At 72.6% G+C, this 17,132-nt stretch carries 11 protein-coding genes; 1 reads left to right on the top strand and 10 read right to left on the bottom strand.

The window, feature by feature from the left end:
* Window positions 1-3: 3 nt before the first annotated feature.
* From ACIQNU_RS25585 to ACIQNU_RS25575, 3 genes are all read right to left on the bottom strand, one after another.
* Complete coding sequence (locus ACIQNU_RS25585; protein WP_401370656.1) at window positions 4-1,887, bottom strand: acetolactate synthase large subunit; 1,884 nt, start codon at window positions 1,885-1,887, stop codon at window positions 4-6.
* Window positions 1,888-2,100: 213 nt separating this feature from the next.
* The gene (locus tag ACIQNU_RS25580; protein WP_401370653.1) at window positions 2,101-5,265 is read right to left on the bottom strand and encodes a putative bifunctional diguanylate cyclase/phosphodiesterase; all 3,165 of its coding nucleotides are present in this window, start codon (window positions 5,263-5,265) and stop codon (window positions 2,101-2,103) included.
* A gap of 305 nt (window positions 5,266-5,570) precedes the next feature.
* Entirely contained in the window at window positions 5,571-6,524 is a 954-nt protein-coding gene (locus ACIQNU_RS25575) for a 2-hydroxyacid dehydrogenase (protein WP_401370651.1), read from the bottom strand.
* Window positions 6,525-6,707: 183 nt separating this feature from the next.
* Between ACIQNU_RS25575 and ACIQNU_RS25570 the strand changes: the two genes are divergently transcribed.
* Window positions 6,708-7,883, top strand: coding sequence for a PQQ-dependent sugar dehydrogenase (locus ACIQNU_RS25570; protein WP_401371125.1), 1,176 nt, complete (start codon window positions 6,708-6,710; stop codon window positions 7,881-7,883).
* Window positions 7,884-8,128: 245 nt separating this feature from the next.
* Here the strand turns inward: ACIQNU_RS25570 and ACIQNU_RS25565 are convergent, their stop codons facing one another.
* The 7 genes from ACIQNU_RS25565 to ACIQNU_RS25535 form a co-directional block, all read right to left on the bottom strand.
* On the bottom strand, window positions 8,129-8,338 hold the full coding sequence (locus ACIQNU_RS25565) for a DUF6191 domain-containing protein (RefSeq protein ID WP_401371122.1): 210 nt from the start codon (window positions 8,336-8,338) through the stop codon (window positions 8,129-8,131).
* 85 nt (window positions 8,339-8,423) lie between these two features.
* Window positions 8,424-11,513, bottom strand: coding sequence for an AAA family ATPase (locus tag ACIQNU_RS25560; protein WP_401370648.1), 3,090 nt, complete (start codon window positions 11,511-11,513; stop codon window positions 8,424-8,426).
* Between the two features lie 148 nt (window positions 11,514-11,661).
* Complete coding sequence (locus ACIQNU_RS25555) at window positions 11,662-11,913, bottom strand: hypothetical protein (protein WP_401370645.1); 252 nt, start codon at window positions 11,911-11,913, stop codon at window positions 11,662-11,664.
* A gap of 149 nt (window positions 11,914-12,062) precedes the next feature.
* Window positions 12,063-12,740 carry a hypothetical protein gene (locus ACIQNU_RS25550; RefSeq protein ID WP_401370642.1) on the bottom strand — a complete coding sequence of 226 codons (678 nt, stop codon included), beginning with the start codon at window positions 12,738-12,740 and terminating at the stop codon, window positions 12,063-12,065.
* A 73-nt stretch (window positions 12,741-12,813) separates the two neighbouring features.
* Window positions 12,814-13,368 carry a GNAT family N-acetyltransferase gene (locus tag ACIQNU_RS25545; protein ID WP_401370640.1) on the bottom strand — a complete coding sequence of 185 codons (555 nt, stop codon included), beginning with the start codon at window positions 13,366-13,368 and terminating at the stop codon, window positions 12,814-12,816.
* A gap of 93 nt (window positions 13,369-13,461) precedes the next feature.
* Window positions 13,462-15,573: a phosphocholine-specific phospholipase C gene (locus ACIQNU_RS25540; protein ID WP_401371119.1), complete on the bottom strand. Its 2,112-nt coding sequence runs from the start codon at window positions 15,571-15,573 to the stop codon at window positions 13,462-13,464.
* Window positions 15,574-15,850: 277 nt separating this feature from the next.
* Window positions 15,851-17,101, bottom strand: coding sequence for an SLC13 family permease (locus tag ACIQNU_RS25535; protein ID WP_401371116.1), 1,251 nt, complete (start codon window positions 17,099-17,101; stop codon window positions 15,851-15,853).
* Window positions 17,102-17,132 lie beyond the last annotated feature (31 nt).

Below are 17,132 nucleotides of genomic sequence, written 5' to 3'. Positions count from 1 at the left end.
CGCTCAGTCGTCTTCGTTGTCGCCGAAGTCGGGGCGGACGTCCCGGGCGGCCAGGATGGTGTCGTTGGAGGTGCCGGCGGCGACCATCGGCCAGACCATGGCGTCCTCGTGGACGATGAAGTCCACGACGACCGGGCGGTCGTTGATGGCGTTGGCCTCGGCGATGACCTTGTCCAGGTCGTCCGGGGACTCGCAGCGCAGCGCGACGCAGCCCATGGCCTCGGCGAGCTTCACGAAGTCGGGGACGCGGGTCCCGGCGCTCGGCTGCTTGCCGGGGCCCTCGGCGGAACCGGTCGCGGAGCCGTCCTCGGTGATGCCCTGGTGCAGCACGGTGTTGGAGTAGCGCTGGTTGTAGAACAGGGTCTGCCACTGGCGGACCATGCCGAGGGCGCCGTTGTTGATGATGGCGACCTTGATCGGGATGTTGTTCAGCGCGCAGGTGGCCAGTTCCTGGTTGGTCATCTGGAAGCAGCCGTCGCCGTCGACCGCCCAGACCGTGCGGTCGGGCATGCCCGCCTTGGCGCCCATCGCGGCCGGCACGGCGTAGCCCATGGTTCCGGCGCCGCCCGAGTTCAGCCAGGTCGCGGGCTGCTCGTACTGGATGAAGTGCGCGGCCCACATCTGGTGCTGGCCGACGCCCGCCGCGAAGATCGTGCCCTCGGGCGCGAGCTGGCCGATGCGCTCGATGACGTTCTGCGGGGACAGGCTGCCGTCGGCGGGCTGGTCGTAGCCGAGCGGGTAGGTGTCGCGCCAGCGGTTGAGGTCCTTCCACCAGGCGGTGTAGTCGCCTCGGTGGCCCTCGCTGTGCTCGCGCTGCACGGCCTGCACGAGGTCGGCGATGACCTCGCGCGCGTCGCCGACGATCGGGACGTCGGCGGTGCGGTTCTTGCCGATCTCGGCCGGGTCGATGTCGGCGTGGACGATCTTCGCGTACGGGGCGAAGCTGTCGAGGTTGCCGGTGACGCGGTCGTCGAAGCGGGCTCCGAGGGCGACGATCAGGTCGGCCTTCTGCAGCGCGGTGACGGCGGTGACCGCACCGTGCATGCCCGGCATTCCCACGTGCAGCGGGTGGCTGTCGGGGAATGCGCCGAGCGCCATCAGGGTGGTGGTGACGGGCGCTCCGGTGAGTTCGGCGAGGACCTTCAGCTCGGCGGTGGCGTGGGCCTTGATGACGCCGCCGCCGACGTACAGGACGGGCCGTTCGGCCTGGCTGATCAGCCGGGCGGCCTCGCGGATCTGCTTGGCGTGCGGCTTGGTCACCGGGCGGTAGCCGGGCAGGTCCTGGGTGGGCGGCCAACTGAAGGTGGTGCGCGCCTGGAGGGCGTCCTTGGCGATGTCGACGAGGACGGGTCCCGGCCGGCCCGTGGAGGCGATGTGGAACGCCTCCGCGATGGTCCGGGGGATGTCCTCGGCCTTGGTCACCAGGAAGTTGTGCTTGGTGATCGGCATGGTGATGCCGACGATGTCGGCCTCCTGGAAGGCGTCCGTACCGATCGCCTTGGAGGCGACCTGGCCGGTGATCGCGACGAGCGGCACGGAGTCCATGTGCGCGTCGGCGATCGGCGTGACCAGGTTGGTGGCGCCGGGTCCCGACGTCGCCATGCAGACGCCGACCTTGCCGGTGGCCTGCGCGTAGCCGGTGGCGGCGTGGCCGGCCCCCTGCTCGTGCCGGACCAGGACGTGGCGGACGCGCTGGGAGTCCATCATCGGGTCGTACGCGGGCAGGATCGCACCGCCGGGGATGCCGAATACCGTGTCGGCCCCGACTTCCTCAAGGGAGCGGATGAGGGACTGCGCGCCCGTGACGTGCTCGACGGGGGCGGACTGTCCACCGGTACGGGGCCGCGGCTGCGGATGGGCCCCGGTGGCCTGCTCGGTCATCGGCATTCTCTTCTCGATGCTGAGGGTTTTTGCGAGGGTTGTGCGGGTAACTGCGGGTGTTTGTGCAACAAAAAACCCCTCGTGCCGTGAGGCAAGCGAGGGGAGCGCGTCGGTGCGGTAGCCGGGGTTTCGAGTGACCCGGCGTCAGCCGACGCGCTGTCCAAGTACGAGAATTCGGGTGCGCATGGATCTGACCCTCCCCCCGGCACGCGATGCCTGTCAAGTGGGTGGGACGGGAGTCTCATTATGTGAACGGAGGGGCAGGCTTCCGGTATAGGCCGACGGACCCCCTCCGACCAGCACGGATTCGACCGGGCCATGCGGTACGGGGAAGTGTCCCGAGGTCAGCGCACGGCGTAGCCGGTACTCGTCGAGCGGTCCGGAGAAGGCCATGCCCTGGCCGTGGGTGCAGCCCATCGCGCGCAGGGCGACGACCTGCTCGGGCAGGTCCACGCCGTCGGCGACGGAGTGCAGTCCGAGGTCGGTGGCGATCCGCAGCAGCCCACTGGTGATCTTGTGCAGCCGCGCGGACTCCACGACGCCCTCGACGAGACCGCGATCGAGTTTCAGTACGTCGACGGGGAGCCGGCGCAGCGCGGTGATCGCCGCGTGGCCGCCTCCGAAGCCGTCGAGGCCGATCCGTACGCCGAGTCTGCGCAGGGCCGTGAGACGGCGCTCCAGCTCGTCCAGGGGGGCGCCGGGGACGCTGTCGGTCAGCTCGATCGTCAGGGCGCCCGAGGGGAGGCCGTGGCGGGTGAGGAGCGCCTCGACGGAGGCGAGGGGCAGCGACCGGTCCAGGAGGCGCTGGGCGCCGATCCGGACGACGACGGGCGCGGAGTGCCCGGAGCGGTTGCGGTCGGCCGCCTGGGCGACGGCCTCCTCGATCATCCAGCGGCCCAGTTCGGCCGTGCGGTCCTTGTCGTCGGACACGCGCAGGAACTCGGCGGGCGTGAACAGGATGCCCTGGCCCGAGCGCCAGCGCGGCTGGGCCGCGACCGAGGTGATCCGGCCGCTGGCGAGGGCGACGACGGGCTGGTGGAGGAGGGCGAACTCGCCGTCGCGCAGCGCGGTGCGCACGCGTCCCGCCAGCTCCGCCCTGCGCGCGACGTCGGCCTGCATCTGGGGCGCGTACAGCTCGACGCGGCCCTTGCCCGCGGCCTTGGCGCGGTACATCGCGAGGTCGGCGTTGCGCAGCAGCTCGCCCGCGCCGACGCCCGGCTCGGCGAAGGCGACGCCGATGGACGCGGCGACGCGGACATCGTTGCCCTCGATGAGGTAGGGCTGCGAGAGGGTGAGGCGGAGCCGGTCGGCGAGTTCCATGATGTGCTGCTCGCGCGCGGTGCGGTCGCGGCTGCCGTCGCCGACGATGAGCGCGGCGAACTCGTCACCGCCGAGCCGGGCCGCCGTGTCGCCCTGGCGTACGGCGTCCTGGAGGCGGCGGGCGGCCTGGATGAGCAGTTCGTCGCCCGCCTGGTGGCCGATGGTGTCGTTGACGCCTTTGAAGCCGTCGAGGTCGATGAAGAGGACGGCGGTGCCCCGGTCGCCGGCTCTGCGTCCACCGAGCGCCTGGCCCACGCGGCGCGTGAACAGGGCGCGGTTGGGCAGGTCGGTGAGGGGATCGTGTTCGGCGTTGTGCTGCAACTGGGCCTGGAGGCGGACGCGTTCGGTGACGTCACGGCTGTTGAGGATGACGCCGCCGTGGTGCCGGTTGACCGTCGACTCGACGTTCAGCCACTGGCCGTGGCCCGAGCGGAAGCGGCACTCGATGCGCATGGTGGGCTCCTCGACCTGGCTGGCGGCGAGGAATCTGCGCACTTCGTGGAGTACCCGTTTGAGGTCTTCGGGGTGGATGAGCGAGGCGAGTTCGGAGCCGACGAGATCGTCCGCGTCCCGGCCGTAGACACCGGCGGCGGCGGGGCTGACGTACCGCAGGACGCCGCTCGGGGCGGCGATCATGATGACGTCGCTGGAGCCCTGGACCAGGGAGCGGAAGTGGTTCTCCTTCTGGGCCAGTTCCTGGGTGAGCGTGATGTTGTCGATGAGCATGATGCCCTGGCGCACCACGAGGGCGAGTACGACGGTGCACGCGGTGAACAGGACGACGCGGTCGACGCTGCGGCCGTTGAGGACGTTGTAGATGATCCCGAGGGTGCAGACGGCGGCGGCGAGGTACGGGGTCAGCGCGGCGAGGGAACCGGCGATGGGCCGGGACACATAGCGGTTCTGGGCGTGGGGGTGCGCGGAGCCCGGAAGCCGGGGTGACGCGGAGTCGGTGGAGGCGGCCGGGTCGGCGGAGGGGTCGGCGAGGTCGGGTGCCGGGGGTGGTTGCGGGTGCGGGGGGCGGTCGGGCGCCAGGTGGAGTGCCTGGGGGTGCCCGGGGCCGTGGGTGTCGTGGGGTGTGGGGTGCCCGGAGCGGGTCGCCGAGCGGGGCTGTACGGGGATGAGTGCCCAGCGCGCGTAGCTGTCGCCGCGTGTCTGGTCGTCCCCGCGCGCGGGGCAGTCGTCGCGCGCGGGGCTGTCGTCGCCCCGGCCCCGGGGGCTCGCCCAGGGCGCGTACGCGAGGAGCAGCGATCCGGCGAACCAGCCCGCGTCGAGGAGCTGTCCCGAGCGGTAACTGGTGTGCAGCAGTGGCGAGGTGAACAGGGCGTCGCACATGACCGTGAGGGCGAGGGCGCCGATCGCGGTGTTGACGGCTGAGCGGTTCATCGAGGTGCGTTTGAAGTGGAGCGCCAGCACCATGCTCACCAGGGCGATGTCGAGCAGCGGATACGCGAGCGACAGCGCGGCGTGGGCGACGGTCTGGCCCTGGAAGCGGGCCGTGTGCGCGAGGGCGAGGCTCCAGGAGAGCGTCACCAGGGAGCCGCCGATCAACCAGGCGTCCAGCGCGAGGCAGATCCATCCGGCCTTGGTCACGGGCCGTTTGGCGAGGACGAGCAGGCCGACGACGGCGGGCGGCGCGAAGCAGAGGAAGAACAGATCGGCCGGGCTGGGGCTGGGCACGGGGCGCTGGAGCACCACCTCGTACCATCCCCAGATGCCGTTGCCCAGGGCCGCCATCGCGGAGGACAGGGCGAACAGCAGCCAGGCGGGCCGGAAGCGGCTGCGCCGGGTGCGGGCGTAGAGCAGACAGGAGACGGCGGCGGTCGCGGCGGCGGCGCTGAGGCCGAAGTCGCCCATGATGAGCGCGACCCGGCTGTTTCCCCAGCCGAGGGTGGCCCCCGTGGCATATCCGGCGCACACCAGGGCGACCAGGACCTGCGAGAGCAGGCCCGTCCCTCCGTCGGCCGGCGGCCGGCGGGTGAGGACGGCCCCGTGGGCACTCACCGGTCCGTCCCGGTCCGTACGCCACCCGGGTCCCGGCGTCCGCCCGGTCCGCCGTGGCATGGATGGGCGTGCCTTCTGCGGTTCCCGTGGGCCGGGTGCCGGCGTCTGCGTGCGGGGGTGCGGGAGGGTCGCCGTCGGCGAACCTGCCGCGTCGGATCGTTCGTCCATAGGCCGTGCATCGCCCGTCGCCCCCCTCGCTGTCCGGTGTCTCGTCCCCGGCGCCGAACGACGCACGGCGCAGCCCCTGTTGGGGACGATACACCAGTCTCGTCACTCAGGGACATAGTCGCTCTACTCTCCGTGACGATCAACGGCGCTGCCGACACACGGCGCATTCGGGCGAACACGCCGCGCGGTCGGCCGGTTCAGGGGCCGCTCGTGGCGACCACGTTCTTCAGCGGCTCCCCGGCCGTGTACCGGGTGAGCTGTGCCACGAGCAGGCGTTCGGCGCGCGGGGCGAACGCCGAGGAGGCGCCGCCGACATGGGGGCTGATGAGTACTCCGGGAGCGTGCCACAGCGGGTGGGTCTCGGGCAGGGGTTCCGGGTCGGTGACGTCCAGGGCTGCGGTGAGGCGCCCGTTCTCCAGTTCGGTGAGCAGCGCCTTGGTGTCGACGACGGCACCGCGCGCGATGTTCACGAGCAGCGCCCCGTCCTTCATCCGGGACAGGAAGTCGCCGTTCACCAGGCCTCGGGTGGCGTCCGTGAGCGGGGTCGCGATGATCACGACGTCCGCGTCGGGCAGCAGGGTGGGGAGATCCGTGAGGGGGTGCACGGGGCCGCGCTCGGTGGTGCGCGCGGAGCGCGCGACACGGCTCACGCGCCCGACCTCGAAGGGCAGCAGTCGGTCCTCGATGGCGGCGCCGATGGACCCGTAGCCCACGATCAGGACGGAGCGGTCGGCGAGCGCGGGGTGCAGCCCGAACCGCCAACTGCCCTGTTCCTGGCCCCGGACGAAGTCGGGTACGCCGCGCAGGGAGGCGAGGATCAGGGTCAGCGCCAGCTCGGCGGTGCTGGTCTCGTGCACCCCGCGCGCGTTGCAGAGGCGTACGCCCGGCCGGAGGGACGGCAGCGCGGGCAGTATGTCGTCGACGCCCGCGGTGAGGGTCTGGATGACGTCGAGACCGGTCATCAGGGGCAGCGGCCGGGTCCGCAGTTCGTACGGCTTCATGTACGGCACGACGTAGACGGCGCAGTCCGCGGGGTCGGCCGGATACTCCTGGCCGCCGTCGTCGTCGCCGTTCCAGAACAGGTAGCGCGGACCGTCGGGGAGGCCGTCGATCTCTTCCGGGGGGTAGGGGAGCCACACGTCAGCAGTCATGGTCAGGAGGCTATGCGAAGGCTCCGCGAGGGGAGAGGCGGGAAGTCGCGGGGCCGGGGGCGCGGCTGGGTGGGTGACCGGTCCGGGGCATCGGCGGATTCCTTCGCGACCGGGTGGCCGTGATCGGGAACCTGAGAGGCGGCAGCGGTGTATGACAAGTAGAACCCGCCGCGTCGAAGGGACCTGATCGTGCAACGTCGAGCTGTGACGGCCGTACTGACCGCCGCCGCCCTCCTGTTCGTGGCCGGATGCTCGTCGGGCGGTGACGGACCGGGCGGCGGCAGTTCCGCCCCGGGCACCTCGAAGCCGGGGTCGGCCGACCCGACCGGTTCGGCGTCCGCCTCCGCGACACCGCCTCCGGCGAAGGGCTCGGTGGACGTCGTGCGGACGGTCGGCGAGGGCCTCAACTCCCCCTGGGGCCTGGCCCCGCTGCCCGGCGGCGACCTCCTGGTCTCCTCGCGCGACACCGGGACGATCACGCGGATCGACGCGAAGAACGGCAAGAAGACCGAGGCGGGCAAGGTGCCCGGCGTCGCGGCGGCCGGCGAGGGCGGCCTCCTGGGCCTGGCACTCTCCCCGTCCTTCGCCTCGGACCACATGGTCTACGCGTACTTCACGACGGAGTCGGACAACCGCATCGCCCGCATGCTGTACGACGAGAAGAAGCCCACCGGCCAGCAACTGGGCGCGCCGAACACCGTGTTGAGGGGCATCCCGAAGGGCGCCATCCACAACGGCGGCAGGATCGCTTTCGGCCCGGACAAGATGCTGTACGCGGGGACGGGCGAGACGGGCGACACCGGCCTGGCGCAGGACAAGGAGTCCCTCGGCGGCAAGATCCTCCGGATGACCCCGGACGGCGAGCCGGCCCCGGGCAACCCCTTCGGCGCGACGTCGTACGTGTACTCGTACGGCCACCGGAATGTGGAGGGCCTCGCCTGGGACGAGGACAAGCGGCTGTGGGCCTCGGAGTTCGGCCAGGACAAGTGGGACGAGCTGAACCAGATCGTGCCCGGCGACAACTACGGCTGGCCGACGTATGAGGGCACGGCCAACAAGCCGGGCTATCACGACCCGGTGGTCGAGTGGCATCCGTCCGAGGCGTCACCGGCGGGCATCGCCTATGCCGAGGGCTCGATCTGGATGGCGGCGCTCCGCGGCCAGCGCCTCTGGCGCATCCCGGTCCGCGGCGTCGAGGGCAAGCCCAAGCCGGAAGCGTTCCTGGACGCCAAGTACGGCCGCCTCCGCACAGTCGTCTCGGAGGGCGGCGACAAGCTGTGGCTGACGACCAGCAATACGGACGGCAGAGGGACGCCGAAGGCGGGGGACGACCGGGTGTTGGAGGTGCGCGTTTCGTAGGGGGGCGGATTGGGGTGCGGGGGCGCGCGGGGGAGGGTGAGGGGGCGGGGATGGCCGCGCGGGGGCGCGGGGCGAGGGGGTGGTGCAGCGGGGGCGGCCGGAGACAGGGCCTGGCGGGTCGTCGGTCGGCGGGTCGTCGGGGTCAGGCGCCGTGCGGGTCCCGTGTCGCCCCGGTCAAAGTGGGGTCGGCGCGTGCGGGGGCGGTGCCCCGTGCGGTGGCGTGGTCGCGGACCGTGGGCGCGCGGTCACTCGTCTCGCTGCTGCTGCTCGGCTGCCGGATCCGGTGGGGTGTGGGGAGGCTCCTGGGAGCGGGGGCGGACGACTACCTTTCCCGAGGACAGGTCTATCGGGCCGCGGCCCGGGTCGCCGTCGTTGAGGTCGACTCGGGTGAGTTCGAGGCGTTTGTTCTCGTCGTCCGTGTGCCTGCGGCCCGGCGCGAAGAGCTGCTCGATCATGTTGAACACGGTGCCTCCCTGGGCCGGTTCTCTTCCCCAGCGTAAGCGTCCGGCGCCAGGAGTCGAGGAGTTCGGCGGAGGGTGATCAACCGGCCACCGTGCGCGACCGGTCCGGCGGGAAGAGGCCGAGGCGGTGGGCCAGGGCCGCCGCCTCGCCCCGGCCGGAGACGCTGAGTTTGCCCAGGATGTGCGAGACATGGACGCTCGCGGTCTTGGGCGAGATGAACAGTTCCTCGGCGATCTGGCGGTTGCTGCGTCCGGCGGCGACCAGGCGCAGGACGTCCCGCTCACGGCTGGTGAGCCCCAGCGCCTCGGCCGGGTCGGCAGGGCCGCTCGGCCGGGCGCCGGTGAGGGAGAGGCGGGCGCGCTGGGCGAGCAGGGCGACCGCGTCGGCGAGCGGCCGGGCGCCGAGATGTTCGGCCACGGCGCTTGCCTGCCGCAGCAGTTCGGCGACCTGGTCCCGGTCGACCTCACCGCCCGAGCCGCCCGTACCACCCGAAGCGCCCGTACTGGCCGCGCTGCCCGGAGCGCCCGAGGTGAGCAGGGACTCGGCGAGGCGGTGGCGTACGCGGGCGAGGTCGTAGGGCCGTTCCAGGGGGCCGAAGGCGGTGACGACCTCAAGCCAGTCGCCGGGGGTGTCCCCGCTCTCGGCGCGCAGGAGTTCGGCGCGGACCCACCGCTCGTACGCATGCCAGATCGGCACCCCGGTGGCGAGGGACTTGGCAGCGGTGCGGATGCGGTGCACGGCATCCGCGCGGCCGGGCCCGGCGGCGGGCAGCGCGCGGGCGTCGGCCTCGGCGGTGGCGGCGGCCCGCAGCAGCGGCCAGCCGTACCGCTGGGTGCCCGGGGGGAAGCCGGACGACATGGCGGCGTCCAGCTCGACGCGGGCGTCGAGGATGCGGCCCTCGGCGGCGGCGAGTCCCACGGCGATCCGGGCGAGCGGGATGGACTGCTGGGGCATCGGGTCGTACGTGCCGTAGTGCCGGCGGGCCTCGGCGAGGCGGCGGGCGGCCTCGGCGGTCTCCCCCCGCTCCAGTGCGAGCCGCGCGAAGCTGGTGGCGGACATCGCCCAGGGCTTGGCGCTCTGCCCGGCGCGCCCGGTCCGGTCCGCCGATTCGACGGCCTCGTCCCAGCGGCCCAGGGAGTAGAGGGATTCGGCGCGGTTGCCCCAGATCCATGCCTCGGTGTCCAGCAGGCCGAAGTGCTGGGAGAGTTCGATGCCTTCGTCCAGGAGGGCGACGGCTTCGCGGGAGCGGCCGATCCCTTCCAGGACGGACGGCACGTTCACATGGGTGCGGCTCACCCCGGTGGGCAGGCTGATTTCGGCGATGCGGTCCTTCACCGCGTACATCTCGGCGAGGCCCGCTTCGACGTCGCCCGCATCGACCATGAGGCCGCCGAGGGTGAGTCGGGCGTGCATCTCGATGTCGCGGGCGCCGACCATCCGCGCGTACTCCACGGCGCGTTCGGCGGCGGCGAAGCTGTCGGGGCCCGGTGCGCGGAGCATCGACCAGCCGGCGACGGCGGAAAGGACCTCCGCGTGCACCTCGGACGGCGGGAGTCCACGGACGAGTTCCTGCGCGGTGGCCAGCTCCTGCCAGCCGTCGCCCCGCGCGAGGGCCTGCACCAGGCGGGACCGCTGCACCCAGAACCAGGCGGCGCGCAGCGGGTCGGGGTCCTCGTCGAGCAGCCGCAGCGCCCGCTTGATGATCTTCAGTGCGCGGTCGCGCTCGCCGCAGAGACGGCCCGCGACGGCGGCTTCGGCGAGCAGGTCGAGATGGCGCAGCGGGGTCGTCGCGGGGTCGCAGCCGCAGGGCGGGAACTCCTCCGCGTAGTCCACGGGCCGCAGGGCGGCGCGGACTTCGGCGGGCGCGGCGTCCCACAGCTCCATCGCGCGCTCCAGCAGGCGCAGTTGTTCGGAGTAGGCGTGCCGGCGGCGGGCCACCACGGAGGCGTCGAGCACGGCGGGCAGGGCCTTGGCCGCGTCATGCGCCCGATACCAGTAGCTGGCGAGGCGGGTGGCGCGCTGGTCGGCCGCGACCTGGGACGGGTCGGCCTCCAGGGCCTCGGCATAGCGGCGGTTGAGCCGGGACCGCTCGCCGGGCAGCAGGTCGTCGCTGACGGCCTCGCGGACGAGGGAGTGCCGGAAGCGGTAGCCGTCGGCCTCGGGCGTCGCGAGCAGGATGTTGGCGCCGACGGCGGAGCGCAACGCCTCGATGAGGTCGTCCTCGGTGAGCCGGGCCACGGCGGCGAGCAGACCGTACTCGACGGTCGAGCCGCCCTCGGCCGCGATCCGTACGACGCGCTGGGCGTGTTCGGGAAGCCGCTCCACGCGCACGAGGAGCAGGTCGCGCAGCGAGTCGGACAGGATCGGGCAGCAGCCTTCCTCGCTGGCGACGGCCAACTCCTCGACGAAGAAGGCATTGCCGTCGGAGCGTGCGAAGACCTCGTCGACCAGGCTCGGCACCGGCTCGGTGGCGAGAATGCCCGCCATCTGGCGGCCCACTTCGGCGCGGCAGAAGCGGCTCAACTCGATCCGCCGCACCGTGCGCAGCCGGTCCAGCTCGGCGAGGAGGGGGCGCAGGGGGTGGCGGCGGTGGATGTCGTCCGCGCGGTAGGTGGCGACGACGACGAGCCGACCGCTGCGCAGGGTGCGGAACAGATACGAGAGGAGGTGGCGGGTTGAGGCGTCCGCCCAGTGCAGGTCTTCGAGTGCGACGACCACCGTGCGGTCGGCGGCGATGCGCTCCAGGAGGCGGGCGGTCAGCTCGAAGAGGCGGGCCATGTCCGACTCGTCGTGGCGCCCGCGCGGGGCCTCGCCCAGCTCGGGCAACAGGCGGGCCAGCTCCTCCTCCTGCCCGGCGGCGGCTGCGGCGACCTCGTCGGGCAGTTGGCGGCGCAGGGCGCGCAGGGCGGTCGAGAAGGGGGCGAACGGCAGTCCTTCGGCGCCGATCTCGACGCAGCCGCCGACGGCGACGACACTGCCCTGACGCCAGGCGGCGGTCGCGAACTCCTCGATGAGCCGGGTCTTGCCGACCCCGGCCTCGCCGCCGAGGAGCAATGCCTGCGGCTCGCCCGCGGCGGCGCGGGCGAGCGCGTCTTTCAGTACGCCCAGTTCGTCGGCGCGGCCGACGAACACCGGGCTCACGGACCTGGTCTCCACACCGCCGAGCATCGCACAGGGGTCCGACAGTCCGGCATCGGTTATCGGGGCGACCGCTCCGGCCAGGTGCGGCGCACCCGCGCCCGCCCCGTTCGTACCCGCGCCCCTCGCACCCGGGCGCTCCGCACCCACCCCGTTCGCGCCCGCCCCGCTCACGGTGTCACGCCGCGCGCGTGAAGTGGTCGGTGGGTGACGTCCCCGTGCCCGGCGTGGTCTCCCACCCCGTGTCGCTCCCCGTACTCACCCGCCCCCCGGATGCGTCGCGTACCGGGTGGCGGGCGGCGGCGCGACGGGCCGCGCGGGCCTCGCGGACGAGGCGGCGGTGGGCGGCCTCACTGTGCAGCTCGGCGGCGCGCATCTCGTGCATCTCGTACTCGAACATCTCGATCCCCCTGATCGACGGTTCCGGCATCGCTCTTTGCGATGCCCCTACTTTCGTCTCCCAGGGGGTGCCGCCACATCGGGCGGCTGCCGCATCTTCCGCGCGCGGGGGGCCTTACCCGCGCGCGTGGGGGTGCCTTACAGACTTACCCGAGGCGTACAGGGGGCCTCAGGGACCGTCTAAGAGGTGGACGGCAGCCCGAGCAGGATGTCGGTGTACTTGGCCACGGCGAGCAGCAGCCCGATGGTGCCGAGGGCGACGCCCGCCCAGGCGACGGACTTGATCCAGGGCGCCTGCGCGGGGCCGGGGGTACCGAAGAGGGGCCTGACCAGGACGGCCGCGCCGACGATGAGGGCGATCACCGCGAAGATGCCGCCGACGAGTGCCGTGGTGGCCCAGGAGTCGCCGTACACCTGCTGCACCTGCGTGGCGACGCTCGCGTCCTGCGCGGTGTTGAGCTGGCCGATGATCGACTCGCGCGCGGAGGCCACGGTGCCGATCCAGCCGCCGCTCAGCGAGACGACGCCGATCGCGGCCGAGACGACGGCGGCGGCACCCTGGCCGACACCGAAGCCGGGCTTGGACGCGGGGGCGATGTCGTCGCCGTCCGCGTCGTCCTCGGCGTCGTCGTCCGCGTCGTCGGAGCCCAGGATGTCCTCGGCGCCCTCGTACCCGTCGTCACCGTCAGTGCCGTCGGCGGCCTTGGGCGCGTCGGCCGACTCCACGGCCCCCACCGCCCCGGATGCCTTGCCGGCCTTCTCGGCCTTGTCGGCCTTCTCAGCCGCGGCGTCCGCCGCCTGGCCGTCGCCCTTGGCCGCGGCGGTCGCGCCGGCCGTCTCGTCTGTTGTGGTTGCCATGCCCCGCACCGTACGGACGGAGTCTGAGAACTTTCTGAGAGATCCCCGGCACCCCGGCACCCCTCGTCACCCTTCAGCCCCGCGCCGCACGCCACTCCGGTGCGAGGACCGACCAGATCTCCATGTCATGGCGCACCCCGCGATGGGGATAGCTCTCGCGCAGGACGCCGTCACGGGTCATGCCGAGGCGCTGGGCGACCTTGATGCTGGGCATGTTCGCGGACGACACGACCCACTCCACCCGGTGCATCCCGCGCGCGTCGACGGCCCAGTCGATGAGCACGCGCGCGCCGCGCGTGACCAGGCCCCGCCCGGCGGCGGCGGGCTCCAGCCAGCAGCCGACCTCGCAGTTGCCGCTGTCCGCCTCGAAGATCCGGAAGAGGAGTCCGCCGACGAGTCTCCCGTCCAGCCACAGGCCGTGCAGGCTGCCGCCGTCAGCGGCGCGCTTGTCGGCGTACGCCTGGAGCAGGTCGCGCGCGGACGCGGTGTCCGTGACGTTCGCCCCGAAGGCGACGTGTCGCCCGATGTACTCCCGCCCCCGGTCGAGGTGGGCGAGGAACTCCTCGGCGTGCCACGGCTCCAGGGGCCGCAGTTCGGCGCCGTCGTCACCCAGAGATATCGCGTACATCCCACTCCTTCGCGGTCGTCCACAGCAACGGCACGCGGGAGTCCGCGAAGGCTCGGCGCCTCGCGGGCTCCCGCGTGGGGAAACGGTTCCGGGTCAGCCGGAGACGCTCGGGCGGCCGTCCTCGATGTGGCCCATGAGCCGACGGCGGAACGTTCCGCCGCCACCCTCGCCACCGCCGCCACCCTCACCGTCACGGCCACCGTCACCGTCACCGTCACCGTCCACAGTCACCTCGATGTCATACCAGCCGTGCTCCCGGCCGGTCATCCAGGCGATGGTCCGCTCGTCGCCGGGCCGCACGCGGACGGTGCGGGTGCGCGGGCGTACGGCGCTGTCCTCGACGTACGCGAGCGGGGCGACGGTGAAGACGAGGTCGCGGCGGCCCCGGTTGGCGAGTGTGACGCGCAGGTCGCGGTGGGCGATGCGGGAGGTCACGGCGGCGGTGGAGCCGGTGCGGCCGGTGAACTCGCGCAGGAACCCGTTCGGCCCGGTCACCGTGAAGTCGTACGCGCCGTCGCGCACGGGCACGTCCCACTGGCCGGTGCGGCGGACGTCCTGGTGGAGCGGGGCCGGGTACTCGCCCGCGTACGGGTAGAGCGCGAAGTGCGCGCTGGAGCGTCCGGTGTTCACCAGGCGCACGGAGACCGTGTCGGCGTCCACGCGCGCGTAGGCGTCGGGCTGGTACGGCAGGGCGCGGGCGGGGCGGGTGCCGGGCTCCTGCTCGGGGCGGGTCTGCCGGGCGGGCGGGCGAGGGTTCCAGCGGCCGGTGAAGGGCGGGACGGCGCCGGGGCTGTCGACCTCGGGCTGCCGCTGGGCGCGGTGGAAGTCGAAGGCGCCGGTGAGGTCGCCGGTGACCTGGCGACGCCAGGCGCCGATGTTGGGTTCGTGGACACCGGTCCACTTCTCCAGGAGGCGGATCACGGAGGTGTGGTCGAAGACCTCGGAGCAGACATGGCCGCCGACGGTCCACGGCGAGACGACGAGCATGGGGACGCGGACGCCGAGGCCGGTGGGCAGGCCCTGCCAGCGCTCCTCGGTGACCTCGGGTGCGGGGACGGGCGGCGGTACGTGGTCGAAGAAGCCGTCGTTCTCGTCGTAGTTGATGAGGACGACGGTGTGCCGCCACACCTCGGGGTGCGAGGCGAGCGCGTCGAGGATCTTGTACACGATGGTCGCGCTGTGGACCGGCGATGACACGGACGGGTGTTCGGAGTCGATCGCGGACGGCACCAGGTAGGTGACGTCGGCGAGCTTCCCGGCGGCGACATCGCGCGCGAAGGTGTCGGCGAGCTGACCGGTCGGCACGCGCCGCAGCCCCCGCTCGAACAGGGACCGCTCGGCGCGGCTCAGCGTACGGACCCCGTCCTCCAGGGCGGCGAGCAGCCGGGTGCGCTCCGCTTCGTCCGTGGTGTCGCGCACGCGCGCGTAGAAGGCCTCCATGTACGTGTACGGGGTCTTCGCGAGCACCTTGCGGGCGATCGTCTTGAAGGTGGTGAAGAACTCGATCTGGTTGTCGGTGAAGTTCTCCCACTCGGTGTACGTGCGCCAACTGACGCCCGCCTTCTCCAGGCGCTCGGCGTAGGTGCTCCAGCCGTAGCCGGGGTGGCTGCCCTCGTCGTACGCGTCGTTACCGACGGCCCGGTTCCCGTTCGCCTCGTCGCCCGTCTTCCCGCTCCACAGGTGGTTGCGGTTGGGGCTGGTGGAGGTGTGGATCGAGGAGTGGTAGGCGTCGCAGACGGTGAAGGTGTCGGCGAGTTCGTAGTGCAGCGGCAGGTCCTCGCGCGTGTAGTACGCCATCGTCGCCGCGGTCTTGGCGGTGATCCAGCCGTCGTTCCAGCCGTCCCGCCAGGCGGCGGCGCCGCCGCGCCAGGAGTGGTCGAGGGCGCCGATGTACTGGAGGTCCTTCTGCTGGGCCTCGGCGGCCTGCCGCACCGGGAAGGGCAGCACGGTTCCGGTGCCCGACGGCTGTGAGAAGACGGAGGTGCCGCCGGGGAGGCGCACGGCGCCCCGGTCGGAGAAGCCGCGCACTCCCCGCAGCGAGCCGAAGTAGTGGTCGAAGGATCGGTTCTCCTGCATGAGGACCACGACATGCCGTACGGCGTCGAGACCGCCGCGCGGCGGCTCCTGCGCCAGTGCCTCCTGGAGCGAGGGCGGCAAGAAGGACCCCACGGCGGCGGCCCCGACGGCACCCCCGCCGAGCGCCATCAGCCTCCGGCGCGAAACGTTTCCCCCGGACGCCTCTCGCTCGGACGCCTCTCCCCCGGATATGTCCTGTTCCCTCGCTGCGTGCGGCGCGTCTGCCACGTCCGGCCTCCAGTCGTGTTCCCCAAAAGCCCAAAGGTCTCCTGACGGTCCATTGGGCGGTCAGGGCCGGACGCTAATGGCCGAAGGTGGCGGAGGGAAGTACGGCGACGAGCGCGGAGCGGAACGAAAACCGCTCCCCCTCCTCGTACAACCTCCCCCTCCTCGTACGACCTCCGGCTCAAAGCACCCGCAGCCCCGCCCACAACGCCACCGTCGACACCGCGAGGGTCGCCGGCACCGTCAGCAGCCCGAGCCGTGTGAACCGCCCCAGCTCCGCGTCGGTGCCGTGCTCATGGAGGATGCGGCGCCACAGCAGGGTCGCGAGGGAGCCGACGTACGTCAGGTTCGGGCCGATGTTGACGCCGATCAGCGCCGCGAGGACCGGTCCCGGGCCCGCGGGCGCCACGGCGGGCAGCAGGGCGAGTACCGCGGGCAGGTTGTTGATGACATTGGCGAGGACGGCCGCGATACCCGCGATGGCGAGGAGTTCCCCGAGGGACGACCCGACCGGCAGGATCCGCTCGATACCGGCGCCGAGCCCGTTGTCGACGACCGCCTTGACGACCACGCCGAGCGCGAGGACGAAGAGGCAGAACAGCGGGTTCGCGGAGACCACCAGGGACTTGACCGTGGTACGGCGCTGCCCGAGCGCCCGTACCGCGAGGACGAGCGTCCCGGCGAGCGCCGCCCACACCGGCTCGGCGCCCGCGAAGGAGGTCACGCCGAATCCGGCGAGCGTCAGCGCGAGCACGACCAGCGTGAACACCGGCACACTCGGCCGCTCCCGCACCTCCGGCGGATGCGTGGGGGCGGTCAGGTCGGCGGCGAAGAAGCGGCGGAAGACGGCGTACTCGACAGCGATGGCGGCGAGCCACGGCAGCAGCATCAGCGCCGCGAACCGCGTGAACGTCAGCCCGCTCGCCGTGAACGCCAGCAGGTTCGTCAGATTCGACACCGGAAGCAGCAGCGAGGCGGTGTTCGCCAGATGGGCGCTCGCGTAGACGTGCGGCCGGGGCCGGGCGCCGACGCGGGCGGCCGTCGCGAAGACCACCGGGGTCAGCAGGACGACGGTGGCGTCCAGGCTGAGGACGGCCGTGATCACGGCGGCCACCGCGAAGACCCCGCCGAGCAGCCGTCCGGGGCGCGCCCCGCAGACCCGGGCCACCAGGTCGCCCGCCGCCGTGAACAGCCCTTCGTCGGCGCAGAGCTGCGCGAGGACGAGGACGACCGCGAGGAACGCGACGACCGGCAGCAGCGTGTGGACCTGCGCCCATGCGGCGGCCGGTGACACCGCGCCGAGCCCGACGACGAGCAGCGCGGCGGGCACGGCAGCCGCGGCCTCGGGCCACTGCCGGGGGCGTACGACGGCGAACGCGAGTACGACGAGCAGCAGCGCGAGGGAGAGGATCTCTGCGGGGACGGTGTTCAGAGCGGTCACTCCCGTACGAGGGCGGTCACTA

The sequence above is a fragment of the Streptomyces sp. NPDC091292 genome, from assembly GCF_044757265.1.
In the GTDB taxonomy this organism is placed as follows: domain Bacteria; phylum Actinomycetota; class Actinomycetes; order Streptomycetales; family Streptomycetaceae; genus Streptomyces.
Note: the sequence above shows the minus strand (reverse complement) of the source record. Positions and strands in the feature narration are given on the sequence as shown.

Coding starts and splice junctions, on each gene's coding strand:
- ACIQNU_RS25585 (WP_401370656.1), bottom strand. CDS start 1,887: ATGCCGATGACCGAGCAGGCCACCGGGGCCCATCCGCAGCCGCGGCCC.
- ACIQNU_RS25580 (WP_401370653.1), bottom strand. CDS start 5,265: ATGCCACGGCGGACCGGGCGGACGCCGGGACCCGGGTGGCGTACGGAC.
- ACIQNU_RS25575 (WP_401370651.1), bottom strand. CDS start 6,524: ATGACTGCTGACGTGTGGCTCCCCTACCCCCCGGAAGAGATCGACGGC.
- ACIQNU_RS25565 (WP_401371122.1), bottom strand. CDS start 8,338: ATGATCGAGCAGCTCTTCGCGCCGGGCCGCAGGCACACGGACGACGAG.
- ACIQNU_RS25560 (WP_401370648.1), bottom strand. CDS start 11,513: ATGCTCGGCGGTGTGGAGACCAGGTCCGTGAGCCCGGTGTTCGTCGGC.
- ACIQNU_RS25555 (WP_401370645.1), bottom strand. CDS start 11,913: ATGCCGGAACCGTCGATCAGGGGGATCGAGATGTTCGAGTACGAGATG.
- ACIQNU_RS25550 (WP_401370642.1), bottom strand. CDS start 12,740: ATGGCAACCACAACAGACGAGACGGCCGGCGCGACCGCCGCGGCCAAG.
- ACIQNU_RS25545 (WP_401370640.1), bottom strand. CDS start 13,368: ATGTACGCGATATCTCTGGGTGACGACGGCGCCGAACTGCGGCCCCTG.
- ACIQNU_RS25540 (WP_401371119.1), bottom strand. CDS start 15,573: ATGGCGCTCGGCGGGGGTGCCGTCGGGGCCGCCGCCGTGGGGTCCTTC.